The organism is Oceanobacillus alkalisoli (assembly GCF_021556485.1).
Classification (GTDB): domain Bacteria; phylum Bacillota; class Bacilli; order Bacillales; family Amphibacillaceae; genus Oceanobacillus; species Oceanobacillus alkalisoli.
The window spans coordinates 182,368-207,336 of the sequence record NZ_JAKGBW010000006.1; the positions used below are offsets into that span (position 1 = coordinate 182,368).

5 protein-coding genes are annotated in these 24,969 nt (G+C 36.7%); all 5 read right to left on the bottom strand.

Annotation, left to right across the window (positions count from 1 at the left end):
• Positions 1 to 117 precede the first annotated feature (117 nt).
• The gene (locus LZD48_RS08345; RefSeq protein ID WP_235762263.1) at positions 118 to 8,367 is read right to left on the bottom strand and encodes a non-ribosomal peptide synthetase; all 8,250 of its coding nucleotides are present in this window, start codon (positions 8,365 to 8,367) and stop codon (positions 118 to 120) included.
• Positions 8,368 to 8,389: 22 nt separating this feature from the next.
• Positions 8,390 to 12,262, bottom strand: coding sequence for a non-ribosomal peptide synthetase (locus LZD48_RS08350; protein ID WP_235762264.1), 3,873 nt, complete (start codon positions 12,260 to 12,262; stop codon positions 8,390 to 8,392).
• A 143-nt stretch (positions 12,263 to 12,405) separates the two neighbouring features.
• Positions 12,406 to 23,136: a non-ribosomal peptide synthetase gene (locus LZD48_RS08355; protein ID WP_235762265.1), complete on the bottom strand. Its 10,731-nt coding sequence runs from the start codon at positions 23,134 to 23,136 to the stop codon at positions 12,406 to 12,408.
• Between the two features lie 46 nt (positions 23,137 to 23,182).
• Positions 23,183 to 23,914 (bottom strand): thioesterase II family protein, encoded by a 732-nt coding sequence (locus LZD48_RS08360; RefSeq protein ID WP_235762266.1) that lies wholly within the window; start codon positions 23,912 to 23,914, stop codon positions 23,183 to 23,185.
• Between the two features lie 20 nt (positions 23,915 to 23,934).
• Positions 23,935 to 24,777: an alpha/beta fold hydrolase gene (locus LZD48_RS08365; RefSeq protein ID WP_235762267.1), complete on the bottom strand. Its 843-nt coding sequence runs from the start codon at positions 24,775 to 24,777 to the stop codon at positions 23,935 to 23,937.
• Positions 24,778 to 24,969: the final 192 nt, after the last annotated feature.

Here is a 24,969-nt window from a genome sequence, read left to right on the forward strand (position 1 = left end):
CCTTTCACAGCTTGAAAGAATGGGATCACTGCTTTGCATAACAGAAATCCCTGATTCTGTTCAACTAACATTCAGTGAGGGAGGTAGTAAGCAAGCCCCACTGAATGAAGTTTCACTTTATCGATTACGATGAGCAATGATATCCTTTAAAATCGAGGAAACAATGCTAGCATTTTTCGATAAAAATTCACCAGTCAGCATATCTTCATGTTCCCCGACAGATGGGTATTCATAATACCCTCTAACAGTAAGTTCTTCCCATTTCCCTCTTGTATCTTTCAAATGTCCTACTTTTCCCTCAACCTTTAGCAAATGCAGATTCGAGTCTAATGGAGATGGGAGATTAACGATGTCTTTCGTATACTGGTAATAATTAATAAAACTATTAACAATATCTTTTCTCATCTCCTCATCTAAAGACATATAGATACTAAAGTCCCCAGTTACTTCTGCATCAACACTTGATTCAATAGCTTCCATACTAATATGATTAAAGCTGTCTTCTTCTACAACATAGCTATCTATTAAGATAATATCGTCTACCTGATATCCACTTGCCTCAAGTATGCGAGCTACTTCCATGGCGATTGTGCCGCCAAATGAATAGCCAAGCAACGTGTATGGTCCTTCTTTTTGTAAAGCAATTACTTGATCTGCATAGTAATTTAGAATATCCTCATTCGCCACAAAGTTAAACATATAGAACGAATGCGTCTCGAGATAGAGTGACAGATTCTTATATAAAATGCTGTAGCCGATTTGCGGCATATGAGGTGGGAAAACAAATACATGCTGTTCTTTTTTCTCATTAAGTAATACGACTGATGGCTGATTATATACTGCTTCTATCTTCTGCTTTCCAATTGTTTGATATTCATTTGCCTGTTTTGCCTGATTCGTCAGTTCCACTAGTTTTTCTACATACGTATTTCCAATTGTCTCTAACAGTTTATCGTCTATTTCCAGTTTATCCGCTCCGAAATTTATTCTCAATTTATGATTGATTACGAGAGCATTTATATCTAAAGAAGACAACGAAAGGATTTCCTCGCCAACTTCTGAACCACCCGAATAACTGGAATGTCCAAACTCACCATGCTCCACATCCGAATCGATTTGTCCCAAGTAATTAAAGCTTATTTGTGGTTGCTCATCATTAGTAAATTCATCTTGAGAGTTAGATAATAATCCCCAGCCAATGCCACCGTTTGGTACTTGATCAATGATTTCCTTCGTGTTGAAAATCGTTTCTGTCAAAGTTTCACCAGCCTGTAACGGTAGATTAATTGGATAGCTAATGGTAAACCAGCCAACGGTCCTTGATAGATCAAGGTTGAATAGATCTGCATTCCTTCCATGCCCTTCTAATAATACAGGTATCGTGCCTTCAAGAGAAAATACTTCTTGGACCGCTAATCGTAAAGCTGCAAGTAATAAATCGTTCATTCTTGCATCAAATACTTTCGGAGCAAGATATAACAAGGTTTCCGTTTGATCCTCGGTTAATTCTTTAGAATTGACACGACGACTTTTCCATTTTCTCTCTCGCACATTTCGTAGTGGAATCTGTACGGTTTCCTCTTCTGCTATCTTCTCCCAGTATGCATATTCATTCTGCAGTTCTTCTGAGTTACGATGTTTTTGCAATTGGTCTACCCATGCTTTCACCGAGTGGGTTTTCTCTTCCAAAATGATTTGTGAACGTCCTTCTATCACTTGATGGTAAGCTGTATAGAAATCTTCTAAAATAATTCTCCAAGATACACCGTCAACAACGAGATGGTGAATCACAATCAACAGGTGATCTCCCTCGTCCATTTGAAACAGAACTGCTCTCACCAATGGACCGGTTGCTAGGTTCATAGACTGCTGTGTCCGTTCCGTAATGACATTTATTTCTTCTTCACTATTTGTTTGTACGACTTCAAAATTATAATTATTATCTACCGGTTGAATCATTAATTCATTCGATTGTTGACCTTTATACGTTATCCGCAAGGCATCATGGTGCTCGATAATAGCCCGGAGTGCTTTTTCCGTTGCTGTTTCGTCTATTCCTTCTTTGTTAAAGAGAAATACAGATTGATTAAAATGATGGAAGTCTTCGTTCAATGACGTATATTGTCTTTGAATCGGCGTCATGGGAACAGGCCCAGTTATCTCCTTTTGGCTGATGATATCAACATCTTTTGTAAAACAACTGATCTCAGCAATGGTTGGATATTTAATCAAATCGCTAATTTCAATTTTAATGCCAACCTTCCTTAACTTACCTATCATTTGGATCCCTTTAATCGAGTCTCCGCCAACTTCAAAGAAGTTAGCTTCTCTTGAATCAATCTTCTGCCCTAATACTTCTGACCAAATGACAGCAATCACTTCTTCTTTCTCATTTTCAAATGTCGCTGGTTCAGTATTCTCATGGAGTACTGGTTTAGGAAGTTGCCTTTTGTCTAGTTTCCCATTAATATTCAACGGGAACTGGGCCATTTCAATAAAGTATCGCGGCATCATATATTCCGTTAAATAAGGACGAGCCAATTCTCGTATATTGCCAGACTGTTTCTCATTTAAAATATAATAAGCAATTAATTGTTTCTCTTCCTTGTCAAAAATAATAGCAATATTCTCGATTTCTTTTATATTTTTTAAGAGTGTCTTTTCAATTTCACCTACTTCAATACGATAGCCTCGTATTTTCACTTGATCATCAGTCCGGCCTGTAAATTCGATATTTCCATCCACTTTCAAGCGTCCCATATCACCTGTCTGATATAGTTTTTGATTCGTTATATGTTTAAGATGCACAAACTTCTCTCTTGTCATCTCTGGTTCATTCAAATAATGTGATGCGAGACCGTCTCCCCCAACATAAATTTCACCCCAGGCACCAATTGGAGCAAGTTCGCCATGCTTGTCCAAAATATAAGCCGTCGAATTTGAAATCGGCTTACCAAGCGGAACACTGACATCCTCTTTTAATGTTTTTTTGATTGGATAAGTTAAAGAAAATGTCGTGTTTTCTGTCGGTCCATAGCCATTAATAATAGTGAGGCTTGGAGCATATTCTCTCGCTCGGTTCACAAATTTTGGTGATACGACATCTCCACCGGTAAGCAAATACGATAATGGCCTAAATATCTCTGGGTCTTCCTGACATAATTGATGGAATAGTGAAGCTGTAAGCCACATCACCGTCACTTGATTGTCTTTTAAATAGTGCTTCAGAGATTCACTATTTAAAATTATATCTTTCTTTTCAATACATAAAGTTATTCCATTTAATAACGAACCCCAAATTTCAAATGTATGGCTATCAAAAGCAAGCGACCCTGTCAATAACAATTTATCTTCACGTTTCCATTGCACGATATTGCTGTTTAATACTAATCTTGCCGCACTCTTATGTTTAATGACCACTCCTTTTGGTTTACCTGTGCTACCCGAAGTATAAGAAATATATAAAGGGGAGTCCCCGTTCACTTCTTGACGTTGTTTGAACACTTTATTATATCGTTGCCAATCCGGTAAGGGAATCCCTTTCGTATTTGACCATTCGAATAAATCGGCGCCACTTAAATTAATGATTAAGCTCGGATTCGCATCCTCTACAATGGTCGCTAGTCGTGAAACTGGATTATCCATGTCAAGTGGTAAATAAGTAGCACCGCACTTTACAATTGCCAAAATGGAAATGATTGCGTCAGCGGACCTATCTGCTGTTAATCCCACTACATCCTGCTTCATCACTCCAGCTTCTTGTAGATAATTTGCCATTTGATTACTTTGCCGATCTAACTCCTCATACGTTATTTCTTTATCATCATGTTGAATTGCAACTTTATGAGGGATTTGCTTCACTATATTATTGAAAACTTGAATGATAGAGTTTTCCTTTTCATACGTACGGTTCGTGTCGTTAAAATCATCATAAATAAAGTCAATTTCATTTTTCGTAAGGACAGAAATATTAGCTAACTTCACATACTTATACTCTAGTAAATGAGAGAGGAGGTTGACATAGTTTTCTAATAAAAGCTGCATTTGTTCATCTGAAAATAATTCATCACTATAAGAAAGCGATAGTAGTAACTCCCCGTCTTCTTCAGCAGATTGCAGTGTCATATCAAACTTCTCAATTGGCTGTTCGATCAGATAATCCTCAATAATCAATCCATCCATCTGAATTGTTCCGATGTCTGAATTTTGCATGACAAACATGACGTCAAACAAAGGATTTCTTCCTGATTCTCTTGGTATATTCAGTTCGGATACAAGTTCATCAAATTGATAATGGCTTCGTTCATAATCTTGCAGGAAATTTTGATGTACTCCCTTTAAGAAATCATGAAATACTTGATTTCCGTTCACATTATTTTTCAATGCCAACGTATTTACGAACATCCCGACCATTTCAGTAAGATCTTCATGATCTCTTCCTTCTACACTTGTTCCAACTACTATATTTTCTTCTCCTGTATACTTTTCGAGTAAGACATAGTAGGAAGCAAGGAGAACCGAATATAAAGAAACATTACTTTCTTTTGCATAACCTTTTAGATCCTGCAGGAGTGTATGATCTAAACGCTTCGTTATTGCCTTTCCAGAATAAGAATGTTTATTCGTTCGACTTGCGTCTAGTGGGAAGTCAAGTTTAGGAATATCATCGGAAAATCTATCTAACCAGTATTGACGATCCGTTTTATGGACTTCTGATTCGCTTTGCTGTAATTGCCATTCGGAGTAATCCTTGTATTGTAAGGGATGCCATTCAAGTGCTTCTCCGTTATATAACTTGGAAAATTGACGGATTAGGATCCCAATGGAAGTTCCATCTGCAATAATATGGTGTAAATCAAAAACAAGAATATGCTCATTCTGTTCTTTCTCAAATAAATATGCTCGGAATAATGGTCCTTCTTCTAAATCATAAGGTTGAATGATCTGCACAATTTCCTCGTCTACACTGTGATACATGATGGATCTTTCTTGAAGGGGAACCTCCATTTGTTCATGAATCTGCTTTTTCGGAATGTCATCTACTAGATGGAACGTTGTCCGTAATGCTTCATGTCCTTCCACTAATTTTTGCAGCACGCTTTGAATACGTTGTTTATTTATATCTCCTTTAAGTGTAAAAGCACTGGAAATATTGTAAACTGTACTGTCCCTATCCATATTCCACATCGTATACATTCTTTGTTCCGCAAACGACAAGTCATAATAAGCTTTTTCCTCTGATTTTGGAATGCTCATAAACAATTGCTTATCCAGACTCTGTATCATTCCAACCATCTCTTCTAAAATTGGATGATTATAAATATCTTTAATCCCTAATTGCACATCCCACTTCTTACGGATTTTAGAGATGAGGCTAGTTGCCTTTAACGAATGACCGCCAATTTCAAAAAAATGATCATAAACGTTAATTTGTTGGAGTCCAAGTACCTCTTTCCATAGATCGATCATCTCTTTTTCGAGTTCACTCACAGAATGATCTACTTCCGCCGTCTGGATATCACGTGCTTGTGGAAGCCTTGATTTATCAATTTTCCCATTTTTATTTAACGGTAATTTCTCAAGCATTACAATTTGTTCCGGTACCATATAATACGGCAGTAAACCTATTAGCTGCTGTCGTTTAATTTCCTTGCTTCCCACTACATAAGCAACTAATCGCTGCACATTTCCGTTTTCATCACGCTCGGGCAATACAATCGCTTCTTTAGCATCAAGTCGATGAACAATTTTTTCTTCTATTTCTCCAAGTTCAATTCGAAAACCACGTAATTTCACTTGATGGTCAACTCGATCAAGGAAAATAATATTTCCCTTCCGGTCCATCGTCACTAAATCCCCTGTTCGGTACAATCTCTCACTCGACAACTCTGGGATTATTACAAAAGCTTCTTTCGTTAATTCTTCTTTATTCAAATAACCGGCAGCAAGTCCTTCTCCCGAAATATACAGTTCTCCAACTCCTCCAAGAGGAACAGGCAGTTGCTGCCGATCCAATAGGAATACTTGGGTGTTTGTAATCGGCTTTCCAATCGGAACTGCTTGCTGATTCGTTAAATCGTTAATCGGATAAAAAGTAGTAAATACCGTGCTTTCTGTCGGTCCATATACATGTATTAATTTATCTTTCCCTAAATAATCAAGTGCTTTTTGAATATGGTTAACAGATGCACGTTCTCCGCCAAATAATATCTTCCGAAATCCCGCTAAAGCATCAATTTTATTGTCAACAACGGTGTTAAATAAGGCTGTTGTCATAAAGCTAACTGTTACATTATTTTTTTTAATAATATTTGTTAACGTCCCGAAATCAAGGAAATCATCTGTATTTATCAAACATAAAGTTGCTCCGTTCAAAAGGGCACCATAAATGTCAAACACTGCCCCGTCAAAGGAATAATCAGATAACTGCAATAGAACGTCTTCTCCAGTAATATCAATATAATTCGTATTTGATACAACTCGTAAAATACTCTTTTGTTTAATGAGAACACCCTTTGGATTACCGGTTGAGCCAGATGTATACATAATATATGCCGGATCTTCTAAATGTACCTCCCGAGTCTGTTCTTCTACCGTTACTTCCAGACTCCAAGCATCATTCACATCGACTATAGCAACCGATGCATCTTTCCGCAGAACTTCTGAGCGATTTGTCAAAAGCAGTTGTGTCCGAGAATCTTCCAATATATAATTCATCCGTTCCTGATTGTCTTTCACATTTATCGGTACATAGATTGCTCCTAATTTAATTACTGCAAGCATTGTTGCAATCATTTCCATGGATTTATCCATGTTTAATGCAATAACATCTCCAGCTTTTGCTCCATTCTGTTGCAATAAACTGTAAATCTTATTAATCCGTTCTACTAAATTTTTATATGTATAATTTTCTTTTCCTAAAACAAGTGCTAATTTATCTGGATTTACAGCTGTAATTTTTTCAAAGACATCGATTATCGACTCCTCATGATACGAAGTCTTTGTTTCATTCATGCTTTCTAGTATTTTTTTCTCTGCTTCAGTAATAATAGAGATATCATGGAGTGCAATGTCTCTTTCGGTACTGAAATGCGCCAGTAATAAGTGCATTTGCTCTCCAAGTTGTTTAATTAATGACTCGGAATAAACATCCGCATTATATTTAATCGTGAATTTCATCTCAATTCCAGGATTGACAATGATATTTAAATCATAATTCGTCGCTTCCTCCACCTGAATATTCTCAATGATAAACCCTAGATCATTCTGGTCATTTAACCTGTCCATTTCATCACTGATTGGATAGTTTTCAAGAACAAGAATACTGTGAATAAGATTTTCCTTTTGTTCTGTCAGATTTTGAATATCTGCTAATGATCCATATTCATATTCTTTACCGTTCAAGTTATTGCTTTGAACATTCCGAACCAATTCATCAATAGTTGTCACATTTCTTGAACTTACCCGGACTGGAATGGTGTTAATAAATAACCCAACCATTTCCTCAATCCCAGGAACAGCAGGCGGTCGACCAGAAACAACCGAACCGAAGACAACATCATCTGAATCATTATATCGCTGTAATAGGAGCGCCCACATCGTTTGCAGCACACTATTAAGCGTTACACGATTCTCCTTTGCATAGTTCTCTAATTGCTCTGAAAAATCGGATGAAAGATGAAATGTGTAATCGATTAAGTTGCGCTTACCTGTAGATGGATAATCGACTGGCAGCATTGCTTGACCATCGTATTTGTATAAGTATTCATCCCAATATCGCAACCATTGTTCCTTATTCTGTCCAGTAAGCCAGTCAATATATTGAACGTATGAATGAATAGTCCCTACAGGAAGCGAATGACCATGAAGGAGACTTTCATATTTATCGAGCAAATCTTTCAGTAATAAACTAAAACTCCAACCATCCATAATAATATGATGAAAGCTCAATAGAATCTTATATTTTTTTTGTGAGAGCCCATAAACACTAGCACGGATTAATAAATCCTTTTCCAGATTAAAAGATTGATTTTTCTCCTTCTGAATCAGCTCTTCGACTAACTGCTCTTGCTCTACCTTAGGTAGATACGTTAAATCATGGAAGTCTATGTTCATTTCCCGATCATTTAAAATAACTTGTAATGGCTGCTTCGAATTTCGGTATGTAAATACGGCACGCAATATTTCATGTTCTTTCAGTAATTGTTGGAAGCTATCTTGAAATATAGCTTGGTCAAATTCCCCGTTGATATCAATAATGAAATGCTCGTGATACAGTTGAGACTTTTCATCATTTAAATAGTGAAACAACATTCCTTCCTGCATTGGTGATAATGGACAGATATCTTTAATTTGAGTTGTAGACAAGTTCCTTCCACCCCTTTAATTACTAGTTATTAAGTTGAGCTGAAATACCTTCTAATTCCTCCAGCGATAGCCCCTTATATGAAAAATCTGTAGCTGTTTGCTGTTGACTTTCCTGATTTAAGCAATGATCAATGCACAGTTCAATCTTTTCGAGCAGAACGTTAGCAAATGCAATTATTGTTTCCTCGTTGAAGCGACGTTGTGCATAACCGATATTCACTCGTAATTGCTCATGGATAATGAAACAATTGATATCTAGTTCATATGGCGATACGATACTTCCCCCTGAAGTCTCTCCAAATGAAATATCCGATAATGTAAATAAATCAGTATTCACTTCCCGATCAAGCTGTCCTAAATAATTAAAGCTAATAGCCGGTCGGCCGTTATATTTCGGATTGACCTTTCTTTCAGGATTTAAATGCTTTTGGTTTAAATAGTCATTACTGTTTGGTGTAATCCGTCGTAAATTATCCTTATTTTCAATGATGGATGATTCGATATTATTTTGATCTGTCACAAGCTGGAACGGAAATATACTTGTAAACCAACCAATCGTTCTACTTACATCGATCCCATTTAAGCTGTTGTCTCTTCCATGACTCTCTAGAGCTATTATTATATCCTCTTCTCCAAAGTGAGCTTCGGCAGCAAGCCCTAGTGCTGTCATTAAAATCTCGTTCGGTTTTGTATTGAAAGCAGAATTTGCTTCATTTAGGAGTAGTCCTGTTTTCTCCTTTTCCAATTCGAAACCCTTTCTTCCCACTTCTACGTGCTTTCCTGTATTGTTCTTACCTGGCCATTTCATATTCTCCCAATAGGCAGTCGCAGGATTATCTACGTCTTCCTGGGCAATACGCGATATCTCGTTAGACCACTCAGCAAACGACGCGGTTCGTCTTGGCAATAAAACTTCTTGATTATTTAACTTTTTATCATATACAAAATAGAAATCCTCCAGCAAAATCCGGAACGATAAGCCATCGATGATTAAATGATGAATAGCAAATAGTAAATGATCCCCATCATCCGTTTTGAATAAGGCTAACCGTACCAATGGACCGTCGTAAATATTTAAGGAAGCTTGCAATTGATTTGATGTCTCGGTTATTTTTCCTTCTACATTTTGTATTCCAGTGAATTCATAAACATCGAAATCGTACTGTCCTTCCTCAAAAGCTCTAATGGTTGCCTGAATTGCTTGATCATCTTTTTTAAAAATGGTGCGTAAATTATCATGATGTTCCATAATTTTTTCAAATGATTGTTCAATCAAAGTCTGCTCGAAACCGTCCTTGCTATAGATCATAATTGCTTGATTATAATGATGTGGTTCATTTCCCTCCAAGAACTCTTGGAAAAATTCGTGTTGAATCGGAGTTAAAGCGTAACTTCCTTCCCGCATACCTACATCATCTATAGTCTCACTCTTATGAACGTAATCTTTAAAGACTTCAATTGTTGGATAGCTTAATAGATGTTGCACATTTGCTTCATAACCACGGTTCCTTAATTGCGAAATAATTTGAATCGCTTTAATCGAGTCGCCACCTATTTCATAGAAGTTATCATCTATATTGATAGTTTCTTTATGAAGAACATCCTGCCAAGTTGTGATCAATAAGTTTCCTAGATCATCTTCTGCTTTCCTTCCGGATTGATTCCCTTCTTTAAGGGTCTCCTTGAGCTTATGTTTATCGACCTTCCCATTATGGTTAAGCGGGATTGAATCCACTGCTTTGAAGATGGAAGGAACCATGTAAGTTGGGAGCATTCGTGCCAATTCTTTTCGCAAACGATTATTAGATATTGAGCTATCCGCGACATAATAGGCGATAATACTTTTTTCGTCATCTTCATTTGCATCGACCTCTATGATAGACTCTTCCACACCTGAAATACGATTCAATTGTGACTGGATTTCACCTAATTCAATCCGGTATCCCCTTACGCTTACTTGAAAGTCTTTTCTCCCGATATATTCCAGTTCGCCATTTAGCAAATATCGTCCCAAGTCACCCGATTTATAAACCTTTCCGATATACTTGTCATTCGTATGTACAAATTTCTCGTTCGTTAATACTTCATTATTTAAATAACCTCTTGCCAAGCCGCTTCCACTGACACAGATTTCTCCAACTACACCTGGCGGAACCGGTTCATTTTCTTCATTTAAAATAAATACGTTTAACGTAGATATTGGTACACCAATATTTGAATACCCATTTTCCATATCTTCCATTGTAAGAGGCTTATAGGTAACATGAACAGTTGTCTCCGTAATCCCATACATATTAACTAGCTTTACTTCTGGGTATTTCTGATGGAAGGAAATCAGCTTTTCAGGTGATAATGCCTCCCCACCAAAAATAATATATCGTAGTGAATTCATCCGCTTATTGATAAAACGATCCTCTTTTATAAATTGATAGAATGAATGCGGTGTCTGATTAAATACAGTTACTTGATGCTTGTTCAAGTAATACCATAAGTCTTTGTGGTTTATGGTCATTTCCTTAGGGATGATTACCAATTCGGCTCCATTTACAAGCGCACCAAAGACTTCCCATACCGAGAAATCAAAGCAATGGGAATGGAACATGGACCATACATCATTCGCATGAAAGTCAAATTCAAATCGGTCATTGGAAAGTAACCGAACGACATTTCGATGTTCAATCATGACACCTTTTGGCTTCCCTGTAGACCCGGAAGTAAACATCACATAAGCTAAATCATCAGGTTGTGGCTTGACATCTAAGTCAGTTTCTAATTGGCCTGAGACGGAATTTGAAGCAAGGTTAATGATCTCAGCAGCAGTTGATAGATTCGAATTGTTAGTTGCAATTAAAAAGCGCATATCACTTTCTTCACAAATGAGCCCGGTTCGCTCGGCAGGATGCGTTGGATCTAGCGGTACATATGCAGCTCCTGCTTTCAGTACTCCTAAAATGCTAATCATTAACTCTATAGATCGATCCATGTAGATTCCGACTAATTCATCTGTCTTTACCTCTTTTTCCTTTAAGTAATGAGCTAATTGATTCGATTTCTGATTTAATTCCTCGTACGTTATTCTTTCATCCCCATCAATAATTGCATTTTTATTGGGATATTTTTCTACAGCATTCAAAAAGAGATCAGGTATTGTCGATTGTTTATTATAATTCGCATCCAAACGCTGCATATTATATACTATCTCTTTCTCTGCTTCACCTAATAAATCAATTTCGCTAATTAACAGATCCGGCTTTTCGAGTGCTGCAGCTAACACCTTTTTAAAATAGCCGGTGATTAGCCGTACTTGCGGTTCTTTAAGGGAAGAGTCATAGGTAAGATTGATTTCAATCTCCGGATGAAAAGATAAGGTAAATAAATAGCCAATCCTGCTATTACGATGGAGAATATTCATATGATGATCCAAGGTACAGGCAATATTCGAAATACGCCCCAGCATTTCATCGATTTCTTCCCCAAATAAATCCTTGAACGGAAACTCCCCATTTTGATATACATGTTTTAGTTCCGTTTTAGCTCGATTTAACAAATCACGAAAAGAATCACTGTGATCTATGTCTAAAATAAAAGGGATATTGCAACCGGCTTTATCCGGGATAATTGTTGTATGTACTTTCTTTTGCTGATACTTAAATAACAACGTGTGAACGACCGTAAGCACGACGACATAAGCTGCCAATTCGTTATTATTACTCACACGCTTTAACTGATTTTTTTCTTGTTCAGATAAATCTACAGTCAATCGATTTCGCTGAGTCGATGGCTGATGCGGATAATAGTCAAAACTAGTAAAGTCTTCGATTATTGCTAGTTTTTCTTTCCAAAAACGAAATCCTTTCTCGTGTTCTGGATGTTTTATAAGAAAATTGGTGTTCAAATTCCTTCCTGCCTCCTGTCTCCATCAATCGGAATTAAATTTCTTTTGTCTCGATGTTTCTAGTGAAACAACTAAGATTATTGTCTGCCCCTACTAAAGTTATACAGTAGTAGGAGCGGACAATTGATATTACAAGAATGTGGTTAAAATTCAAATGATAGATCTATTTCTTCTTTTTTCTCTTCTTTTTTCTCTTCTTTTTCCTTCATTAAAGCGAGATCCATCATAGCAATATCTTCTGGTTGCAACATCTGTTCCAAGATGGTTAAATATTGTTCGACAAGTACTTCAATTGTCGATTCATTAAATAAATCTCTCCTGTACTCAAAAATAAGTTCTGTTAATTGCTTATTTCGATTTTCAATAGCTGCAATTGTTAGATTGAATTTTGCTGTATTGGTTTGAACTGGTGCAACCTCTGATGTGAAATCCCCTATTTGTAAAGTCACATCCTGCTCATTCTGGTAAACAAACATGACTTCAAATAAATTATGATTTTGTAATGGTTGTCTTATTTCCGGATGATTGATTAATTCCTCATACGGATAATCCGAATTCTCGATAGAAGTTAAAAACTTCTCTTTTACACGCTTAACATATTGTGTAGCTGTTTCTTCTCTAATGGGCTTCATTTGAATAGCGAGCGTGTTAATAAACAATCCAAGCATGCCATTCGTATCTGGATGATTTCTTCCTGAAACAGGAGTACCAATAACTGGAGTACCGGTTACGGAATACTTATCCAATAGTGCAGACATAGCTGCAAGCAAGACGATATACTTCGTCGTACCATATTCCTGTGTAAACTCCGTCAGCTGTTGATTCAGTAGTGCCGGGACACGTACTTTCAACTGCTCGCCATTTGGAGTGTTTGGTATGATCGAGGCTTCATCCTTGTCATATGGCAAACTTTTAACTAAATGAATATCTTTGAATTCATGTAACCAATATGCTTCCTGCCTCTGAAGAATTGGAGAAGCTAGCAACTCATTTTGCCATGCTATAAAATCTATATAATCCAAGTCTTTCAGATGATTGGTTGGTTGCCTCGTCTCGTTTAAGTGATAAAGATTTACAAACTCTTTCACGAACTGATTCATAGAAATACCATCCAAAATAATATGTGGCATATCTAAAAACAGATAATCAGATCCATTTTTATTTTTGATAATTATTGCTCGTAATAAAGGCTCTTCACTTAAATCAAATGGCTGAACCAACTGTTGAATTTCAAAATCCTCTTGATTTGTTGCATCAATAATTGGTACTTCTAATGGTACTGAATCTTCGACCTTCAACCATACTTCCCCATCTTCTAACTTGAAATTACTTCTTAAAATCCGATGTCTTCCCCACTGTTTATTCAATGTCTCTTTAACTTTTATTGGATCTATCCCGTTCCAATTCAAAGTAATCGGCATATTATACGTAATGCCCACCGGATTTGTAGCATGGTTTACATACATTCTCTTTTGCGATGACGATGCTACATGCCATTCTTGCTGTGCTACTTTTGGAATTGGTTGATAGATTTTATTGCTTTTTTGTTTCTTAATTTCATTCGCGATCCCTTGTAACGTTTGTTGTCTAAAGATATCTGCTACTTCCAATTTCACACCAAATTTCTTTGCAATTTCATTCAATAAATAAATAGAGAGTAATGAATTTCCGCCAATTGCAAAAAAGTTCTGCCTTATAGAGATGTGATCCAATTTCAGCACTTTTCTTACAAGGTGAAGCAATAACTCTTCTTCATCGGTTAAATCAAGATCTATATCGGTCATGTCCTTATGGTCAATATCTCCCATACTCCGTAACCTCTTCCGATCTACCTTCCCATTATTTGTTAGTGGGATATGATCGACAAATATATAAATGGATGGGATCATGTATGCTGGTAGATAGATTGACAATTGTGCTTTCATGTCTTCTATTTCTATCTCTTCCTCACTGACGATATAAGCAACAAGATCAACTGCTCCGCTTGAAAAGCTCTGAACCAATACTACTGCATCTTTCACCTGAAGCATTTCGAGCAATTGAGATTCGATTTCTTCCAACTCAATTCGGTAACCTCTAACTTTCACTTGTGTATCTTTTCTTCCTAAATATTCAAATGCTCCGTTCCCATTCACTCTTCCGTAATCACCGGTCCGGTATAATTCGATATCTAATCGTTCATTGTAAATAAAGCTTTCTTTTGTTTTTTCCGGATTGTTTAAATAACCATCCGCAACTTGAATTCCTCCAATATAAATCTCGCCAATTGCTCCTGCAGGCAGAATATTTTTATATTCATCGAGAATATATATCTTCGTATTTTGAATTGGATATCCAATTTGGACCGTGCTTTTCGTTTCATCAGCTTCCCCATATTGATGGACAATACAACCGATTGTAGCTTCCGTAGGACCATACTCATTAAAAATTCGAATTCCCGGATACTTTTCACTTATACTTTGACAGAGCGCAGCCGGTAATGCTTCTCCACCAACGATTATGCTGTGAATATGATTCGTAAATTTAGGGTATTGATTTAAAATCCGCAAATGGGCAGGAGTTAATTTCACAATATCTAATCGCTCATTCTCAAATATTTTACGAACAAATTCATCATCAGATTCTGGATAAATGGTTAAACTACTACCTGTTAACAATGGGATAAATACGGATGTTATCGTTAAATCAAAAGAAATAGAAGTGAATAACGACATATTCCATTTTGGACCATATTGTTTAATTGACCAATCGAGATAGTTAATTAGCCCACTCTCTTTAATCTTTACTCCTTTCGGGTTCCCAGTTGACCCAGATGTGTATAGAATATAAACTAATTCATCCAATTCGCGCCTTGTCGCGACAAGTTTTCTTCCTGCATATTCCTTCAAATCGACAATGTCCATAGCAATTGTCTGTTCGGTTGAAAGCCACGCTTCATTATATTCCGATTTCGTAATAACGAAAGTGGCATCACTATCATGAATCATGTAGGTTTTCCGCTCTTTTGGATAACTAACATCTATCGGAATGAAGATAGCTCCCAATTTCAAGACACTTAATACGGAGACGATGTAATCAATCGAACGCCCCAATACGATGGCTATTTTCGTTCCTCTCTCAACGCCTTTAGATTGCAGCATGTTTGATACATTCTCTACTTTGCTCCAAAGTTCTCGATACGTTAGTTCGACATTTCCTTCAACCAGTGCCATTTGTTCAGGTGTATTCTTAACTTGTCTTTCCAAGCGTTCAATAATTGATAATTCCTCTATTTTCGTAGCTGTTGCATTTAATTGCTCTAACACATTAGCAGGACTTGATGTCATCGTCAGCTCTGACAGACGGTTCACATAACTTAATTGCTGTCCTATGGCTATAAAACTTGATAAGAAGTAAGACATCGTTTGTTCAGCAAATAAGTCAGCAGCATAGGTCAAGATAAGTTCACCATTTCCATCTGCAGAATAGTTCATTTCCAGTGTCATGTCGAACTTTTCTGTTTGATGGTCAACCAATACTTGTGTTGATTCTAAATCATTAAATTTGATTGAATCATAGTTCGTATAGTTCATAGCAAACATGACATCAAAAAGCGGATTCCTTTCATTTTCCCTCGTCAGTTGTAATTGACTTACAATTTCTTCAAAGGGATAATTCTGATGATCAATCGCACGCGTTATTTTCTGTTTCGTCTGTGATAGATACTGTTCAGTTTTTTGATTCCAATCCACATCTAGCTTGATTGGTAATGTATTTACGAACATACCCGCCACATCACTTAAGGCTGTTTGGAACCTGCCATCCGCTGGTGTTCCGATTACAATTTCGTTTTGATTAGCAAATTTACTTAAGGTCATTCCAAAAATACTCATCATCACCATATAGAGTGTAGAATCGGTTTGGACAGCCAAATTATTTAATTGTTTCAGTAATAATTCTTCTAACTGGATGCTAATTTTCTTTCCTCGGTAGCTTTTCTCACTACTTCTTTCGTAATCCGTCGGGAAGTTCAAAACAGCTTGACTTCCATCAAACTCATTCAGCCAATAAGCCTCATCCTTAAGCCAATTTTCTGATTGGGCATAGGTTTGTTGCCATTCGGCGTAATCTTTGTATTGATAACGAGATAACTCAAGTACTTCTCCGTTATACATCGATGCTAATTCTTCGTAGAGTAGCTGAATCGTCTTCCCATCCGATGCAATATGATGCGCTTCAATAAACAGTACATATTGATCATCAGCTTCTTTGAACAACTTCGCTCGAATGACTTCTCCACCACCTAAGTCAAATGGTTCCATCCATTGCTCCAATGAATCAACCTGTTTTTCTAACATTTCTATCTGTTCAAAACGAACTGCATGTCGACCCTTTTTAATCACTTTATACGGTCCATCGTCACTCAAATGATAGGATGTCTGCAATGCTTCATGGCGCTCTATAAATTTCTTAAACGCACTCTGCAATGCTTCAATATCCACTTGACCTTTCAAACGAATCGCAGTTGGTATATTGTAAGCAACCTCTGACGGATTAGCGAGCCACAGGAGATACATGCTTTTTTCCGCATATGACAATGAATATTGGCTTTTCTCCTCAGCCTTATTCAACACCCATTGCTGTTCCTTATTTTTCTTTTCTAGAATTCTAGCACTCATTTCTTTCAAAACTGGATTTTCTAATATGTCTTTTATTGTAAACTCTACATTCCAGTCGTTGCTGATCTGTTCAGCTAAGATTGCTGCTTTTAAAGAATGACCACCCGCCTGGAAATAATGGTCATCTCTTGTTATCGAAGGAACACTTAAATTCTCTTCCCACATACGAGCAAGCAGCTCTTCCTCCCGCGATTCAAAGCCGACTTTTAAGTCATCTAAAGACTCTGGTGATACGTTTTTCGGAAGTTTGGATGTATCTATTTTTCCATTTTGGTTTAATGGCAATTTATCTAAGAAATGGATAGAGCCTGGTATCATATAAGACGGCAAGTGATGAGCAAGTTCTCTTGTCATAAACCTTCTATCTGCAACAACATATGCAGCAAGTTGAACATCATTTTTATTCCCATCTTTTAACGAGGTGACATACACTTCCCGAACGCCATCTATATTAGCGATAACTTGTTCAATTTCTGAAAGTTCAATCCGGTAGCCACGGATTTTTACTTGCTTATCAATCCGATCAAGAAAGACTAGATCTCCCTCTGAATTAATAACTACCAAATCCCCTGTTCGATATAATTTCTCATCGGAATGAAATGGACTTTGGACAAAAACCTGCTCATTCATATCTGCCAGATTTACATATCCTTGGGCAAGCCCATCACCACCGACATACAACTCACCTGGTATTGTTGGAGGGCATAGTTGATAGTCCTCATTTAATACATATAGCTGCGTATTAGAAATTGCCTTCCCAATCGGTACAGTAAAGGAGCTTCTTAGTTCATGATTCACAGGATAATAGCTACTGTATACCGTTCCTTCTGTTGGTCCGTATACATGAATTAAGCGATCTCGTCCTAGAGATTGGAATGCTTTATCCACATGCCTTAAAGATACCCTTTCTCCCCCGAACAGAATTTTGTTTGTAATACTTCCCAAAATATCTATTCTTGTTTCTACAATCGTATTAAATAAGGCCGTTGTCATAAATGAGATGGTGACACCATTATTCCGAATGACTTCTGCTAATTTTTTTAAATGGATTGTATCCTCTTTAGTTATTAATGTTAGCGCTGCTCCGTTCAATAAAGCTCCATAAATATCGAATACTGAACCATCAAATGCATAGTTTGAGAGTTGCAATAAATTATCCTCAGGCGTAATATCGATAAAATTTTGATTCCTTACAAGCCGGTTCACATTATAGTGAGAGATGATGACACCTTTTGGTTTACCTGTAGATCCAGACGTATACATGATATAAATTGGCTGATTAGCATTAAGTTGCTCTGCTTGTTTTTTTAGTAATGGTGCTGGAGAGTTTGAATAATCCTCATCAATTGAGATGAATGGTATCCCCGTCTGTACTGCGGTTTGCTCTTGATTACCATCCGTAAGTATTAACTCACAATTTGCATCTTTTAATATGTACCTCCTTCTTTCGTTCGGTAGCTCAGGATCAATTGGCACATATGTACATCCCGCTTTCAATGTACCTATTAAAGAGGCAATCATTGTTATAGATTCCTCCATGCAGACGGCTACTCTTGCTCCTATTGGAATATTCCTTTCTACAATCTCCGCACCAATATGATTCGCGTAATTATTCAATTCCTGGTAAGTAATTTTTCTCCCAGACTCATGGATCGCAATTTTATCAGGGTGAAGCTGAACTTGCTGTTCAAATATTACTTCTGTTCGAGTGTTATTCGGGTAATCTGAAGGAACATCATTTAGAATGTCCTTAAATGCTACTGGTGATTGTTTTAAAGCAATGTCTTTCACCTGGACTTTTTCATCGCTAAGAACAGATACAACAATATTGCTATAGATTTCAAGTAAATAATCAATCGTTCGCTCATCATATAATGCGTCTGAATAAGAAATTTCAAATTCCAATTCGTCTTCTAATTCATTCACTTGAAACGTTAATTGGAAGCGTTCAACAGCATGCTCAAGCGGAACATCATGAATTACAGTTTTCTTCAATTGCAGATGACTCTTCGCGTTTTCATTCCAGACAAACACGGTATCAATAAGCGGTGTTCCATTATTTTGTCCGCTTAAGTGTAGATCTCTTACCAGTTCATCAAATGAATAGTCTTTATGATTTAGCGATTCTAATAGGCGCCCTTTCACAGATTGAAGAAGCTCAATAAATTCCATCTTATTGTATACAGCATCTCGATGAACAAGCGTGTTGACAAACATACCCGTCATTTCTTGTGTCTCTGGCAGACTCCTTCCATTTACTGGTATACCAACAACTACTTCTTCTTCATTCGCCCATTTGGATAATAAAACCTCATAGCAAGTTAATAAATACATATACATAGATACATCTAATGAACTTGCAGTTGATTTAAGTTTTTCGTATTGGGAGCGATTCAGTGTAATCTTTCTACTATCTCCTGAGAAATCTTCTCGTCCTGCACGATGGTAATCCACAGGTAATTTAAATATCGGCAATTTGTCTTGAAATTCATTCAACCAATATGTCTTTTGCCTTTGATATTCATCCGATTGTTTAAACTGTTCTTCCCACACCGCATAATCTTGATATTGAAGCTCTAATTTTTCGGTAAACTCATCATTATAAATTGCTGACAACTCTGTCAATAATTGCTCTACGGTGAATGCATCCGAGATAATATGATGCATATCCATCAATAAAACATTTACGGTCTCGCTCATTTTTAACACATAGATCCGCATCAACGATTCCTTGTGTAAATCAAACGGCTCAACCAGTGACGCAAGCAGTTCATCGGTTAACTCTGCTTTTTTTATTTCAAATACTTTTATATTCACCTTTTGCTCAGATGGATCTGCAATTTTCCTTTTTAATTCCCCATCGATAATTTGATAGGTAGAACGTAATATATCATGCCGTGCTGACAAGTGTTGTAAACTCATTCTCAATTGTTCAAGATTGAACTCGCCTTCGATTCGGAAAGCCCCCGGCATATTGTAAGCTACCGATTGTTTGTCAAACTCCCAAAGCGTGAACATTCTTTGCTCTGCAGAAGTAACTGGATAATACATTTTCTTCTCGGTAGGTTGAATGATCTGCTGAGTTGCTGCGTCTAAGTCTAAGGTTTCGATAAACTTCGCAAGCAACTCAATGGTTGGGAAATTAAAAATATCACGTATTGTTAAATTTATTCCTAATATACGATTAATTTGGACGGTAAGATAAGAGGCATTCAAGGAATGACCACCAATATCGAAGAAGTTATCATCAATATCTACCGTAGTTAATTTTAGTTCTTGCTTCCAAATATCTGCCAACTTCTCTTCTAAGACATTCATTGACTTGCTTATACTTTCCGCTTGATTATTCTCTGTTTCCACCCTTATTTGTGCAAGAACTTCCCTGTCCACCTTACCATTAGAGGTAAGTGGAACTTCATCAATTGCGACATATCGAGCTGGAATCATGTATTCTGGTAGTCGTTCAGCAAGTTGTTTCCGGATTTCAAATGGATTGATCTCCTGATTCGATATAACATAGGCACATAAACTATTGTTTTCACTTTTATCTAAGTAGTTAAGAACGACACAATCTTTTATGAATTCCAACCGCAGTATTTCTCTTTCTATCTCCCCGAGTTCTACACGATAGCCTCTTATTTTCACTTGAAAATCTTTTCTTCCGATATATTCTATATCTCCACTTGGGAGAATTCTTCCTAAGTCTCCAGAACGATACATCTTTTGCCCAATCTTGAATGGATTCGATACAAAAACAGCTTCAGTTAATTCCGGTTTATTTAAGTATCCTTTTGCGACTCCTGCCCCGGTCACACAAATTTCTCCAATAATTCCTTGTGGCTGCATTTGCAACTGATTATTCATAATATAAACGTCTAGTGGGGGTAGAGGTTCCCCAGCATTGGAAATATTTCGTTCAATATCCTCCATTGTTAATTGCTTATAAGTTACATGTACCGTCGTCTCGGTAATTCCATACATATTGATTAATTCAATATTCGGATATTTTTGCTTCCATGCTTTCAGTTTAATTGGTTTCAATGCTTCCCCACCGAAAACAACATATCTTAACTGATAGTCTTTGCTGCAACCTGTCTGGTCTTCACGCATTAAATTGTAGAAGGCTGATGGCGTTTGACTAAGAACCGTCACCTTTTTATTGACTAACAATTCGATGAATCCAGCTGGGTCAACTGTAGCTTCTTCTGGTATAATTACTAATTTTCCACCGTACAAGAAGGCGCCATACATTTCCCAAACGGAGAAATCAAAACTATAAGAATGAAACATCGTCCATACATCCTGATTTGTTATCGTGAATGGATGTGGCTGATGCATCATCAACTGGACGACATTTTCGTGGGAGATCATAACCCCTTTCGGATTTCCTGTGGAACCAGAGGTATAAATGATATAAGCGAGGTCACTCGTTCTATTCCTGGATATAATATTTTCCGTATCCAAATGCTGAATGTGGTCATCATGGATATTCAGTATTTCACCAGAAAATTCGACATTCGCTTGCATCCAGGACAAGTTATCTGCTGTTGCAAGCATATACCTTGTCGCACTATCTTCAAGCATGTAATTTATTCGCTCAATCGGGAAAGATGTATTAATCGGTAAATAAGCAGCTCCCACTTTCAATACAGCTAATATGGAGACAATCATTTCAGTTGATGGTTCCATGTAGAGCGATATAATATCATTCTTTTTCACTTGTTTCATTCGTAAATAACTCGCTAATTGGTTAGCCCGTTCATTCAATTCTTGATATGTAATTTCTTGTCCATCTGCTTCAATTGCAATAGAAGCAGGATATGTGCTTACTTGCTCTTCGAATATTTCATGGATCAACTTATTTGGATAATAAGTATCGTGATTGTCTTTCGTTAATTTTTTAATTTCGTTTTCATTTAAAATATCTATTCTTTCGAGACGTTCTGCTTCATTGTTCAATAGATTCTCAATCATTTGTCCGAGGTAATTATTCATTTTTTCAATATCATCTGTTGTAAAAACCTCTGTCAAATAATCGTAATCTATTTCAATTTCACCTGTGTTTTCTCGATCATTTATATGTAATGCCAATGTATTGATTGACTGACCATTAAAAAGCCATTCCGGTTCATAATACGGAAATGCTGCATTATCTAATGATGAGTTTTGATAAGAAACCATCACATCATATAATTTCTCTGGTGTATCATTCTTTTTATGTATGTCATTCATTAATAAATGATGGGGATATTTTTGGTGACGCAACAAAGATAAAAACTTCTTATGCATCGAATTATTTAAATTTAGAAAAGTTGTTTCTTCCTCTAATTGAACCCGAATAGGAATTGAATTAATAAACATCCCAACCATATTTTTTTCCCGTTTAGAAGTTCGATTCAAGATTGCCGTACCGAGCATAAAATCTTGATTGGATGTAAGCTTATATAAATAAGTGGAAATACTTGAAATGAAAAATGTAAGTACGGATACTTCTGCCTTTTCACAAAACTGATGGATTTGATTCGTCATCTCTTTACTGAGCGTAAAGGATGAGCGCTTCGCATCTGCGTTCCCTTGTTGCTTCTTTCCCATTCCATCGAATAATTTTACCTTTGGTAGATCGGATAGTTCTCCCATCCAGAAATCCTTATCTTTCTGAAACCGTTTGGATTCTAAATACTTTTTTTCCCTTTCCAAAAACTCCACATAAGAAGTCTCTGGTACGGAATAATTCTCGTTATTCATTAAATCGATGTAATTACTTTGCACATGATTAACGATTAATGTCATTGTCCAAGCATCCGATATGATATGGTTTAGGCGGAAATAATAGCCATTTCTTCCATCTGGATGCGTATATATTGCAAACAAATATAAAGGGTCGTCTAAGATATCCAGATTCTCTTCATTCATTTCTTTCAGCCAAGCATTATAGCCCGTTTCATTATGAAGGAAATTCTTCGTAATGATATGGGGGTTGTGATCTTCTTCTATGTACTGAAAAACTTCATTATCTTTTTGAATTAACTTTAGATGGAATGCATCCTGTTCTTCAATCAATTGTTCAATTGCCTGATGTAACATAATTGGATTCATTTCGGAATGAAAGATAACATTTCCGATTATATTATTTACCGAACTTTTTTCGTAAAAGTTTTGAATATCATAAATATCCTTTTGCGGATAGGATAAAGTATATAATTCGTTATTGGTCATTGATTCTTCAATCCTCTTTTCCTCTATCGCTGCACGATGATATTAGTTAAGAAAAAGTAATCTCGGTGTTCCGTTTTTCATATTGCGCTAAGGTATGTTCCATATATGCTACTAACTCCTGCATATTTTGATTTAAATAAAAATGATCTCCTGAATAATAATGGATAGCCGCGGAGCGATCCGTGTAATTTCTCCATTGTTCGATCTCCCCTAGGTCAAAACGGTCGTCCTTCCCATTTAAAATACTGATCGGACAAGCTACTTTTGTTCCCTTTTCTTTAAACTCGTACTCTTCCACAATTTTAAAATCACTACGAATGATCGGTAGGAAATAATCCAACAGTTCTTTATTATCCACTAACTCTTGGGGCGTCCCCCCAAGGTTCACTACTTCTTCCATTAATTCTTCATCAGTTAGTTGTGTAATATTTCGTCGCTTCCTTTCCAAATGAGGTGGTTTCACCCCGGAAAGGAAGAGATGTACTGGTGGTTTCTCGTTATTTTCAAGTAATTTGTAGTAAAGTTCATAAGCAATCAAACCGCCCATACTATGGCCAAAAAAAGCATAAGGGCTATCTGTAGATACTTGGTCAACTCGAAGTAATTCATAAATATCCTGAACCGCCTCACTTATACTGCTGTATAATGGTTCCGCAATCCTTCTTCCTCTTCCAGATAACTCTATTGGCTCCACTTCAACCTGTGAGTTAAACCTCTGTTTCCAGGACATGTAATAATTTGAATTTCCGCCTGCAAACGGGAATAGATATAATTTCATCTTTCTCTCCTCCTTCTAAACTATTTTTGTATTAACTGCCTGATTTCCTCAATAATTAATTCAGGTTCCTCATGATGAACCGAATGATTACTCGTTTCCACCCATATTTGTTTTGCATTGCCGGACCATTCTGGTAGCGTTTCTTGAGATTCAACCCATCCATCCATTGGATTATCTTTAGCAGATATAACAACTAGTGGAATGTTTCCTAAGTGATTCCCTTCGCTTACAAGCTCACCATTCGCCGAGATTTTTTCTCGTTCCGCAATCATCGTATCGTTCCACATTTTATTTAATGAGAAATCTAATGCCATATCGTTAAGCTCCTCTGGTAAATCTTTCGGTTGAACAAAGTTAGCTTTAACAGAATCGACGTTACTTAAAAGCCTAAATAATCCAGAACGATTCAACAATTTGGTAACTGATATCGAGAAAGGGACAGCGTTTTCCATCTGTGCCGCATATTCGGGATGAACGCCGTCTATTAACACAACACCATCTACTTTTTCAGGATGCTTCTCAGCAAAATGAAAGATTTCAAGAGCCGCTATGGAATGCCCAACAAGAATAAACGATTGATTTGACGTAGCTTCTGATAGCACTTTGCTCATTTCTGTTGTGATGTTTTCAACTGAGCGCTCGCTATCCGGTGAATCTGACCAGCCATAGCCCGGCCGTTCATAAACAATCGTTTCCGTGAAAGCACTCAACTCATTTTGTAAATGATACATATCTATGTATGGAGAAGTTGTTCCATTTCCTGCACTGAATAAAACTGTTTGTTCCCCTGCTCCCTTTTTTACGTAATGAATCTTTACTCCCTCATGGTTCACAAAGTCTCCGACGGGCTCATAATTTTCCATTGCATCACCTCTTGCATTTTCATTTATAAATCCAAACAATAAAAGTAAGATAAATAATCCAATAAATATACTTATGACTTTAATAAATTTACTTTTAAAAATAGGCTGCACCTCTTTTTTAGAAATCATTTCCAAATTTCAGTTCAATTATAGGAGTAAGTAGATTCAGTGTCAACATCTTTTTATTAATTT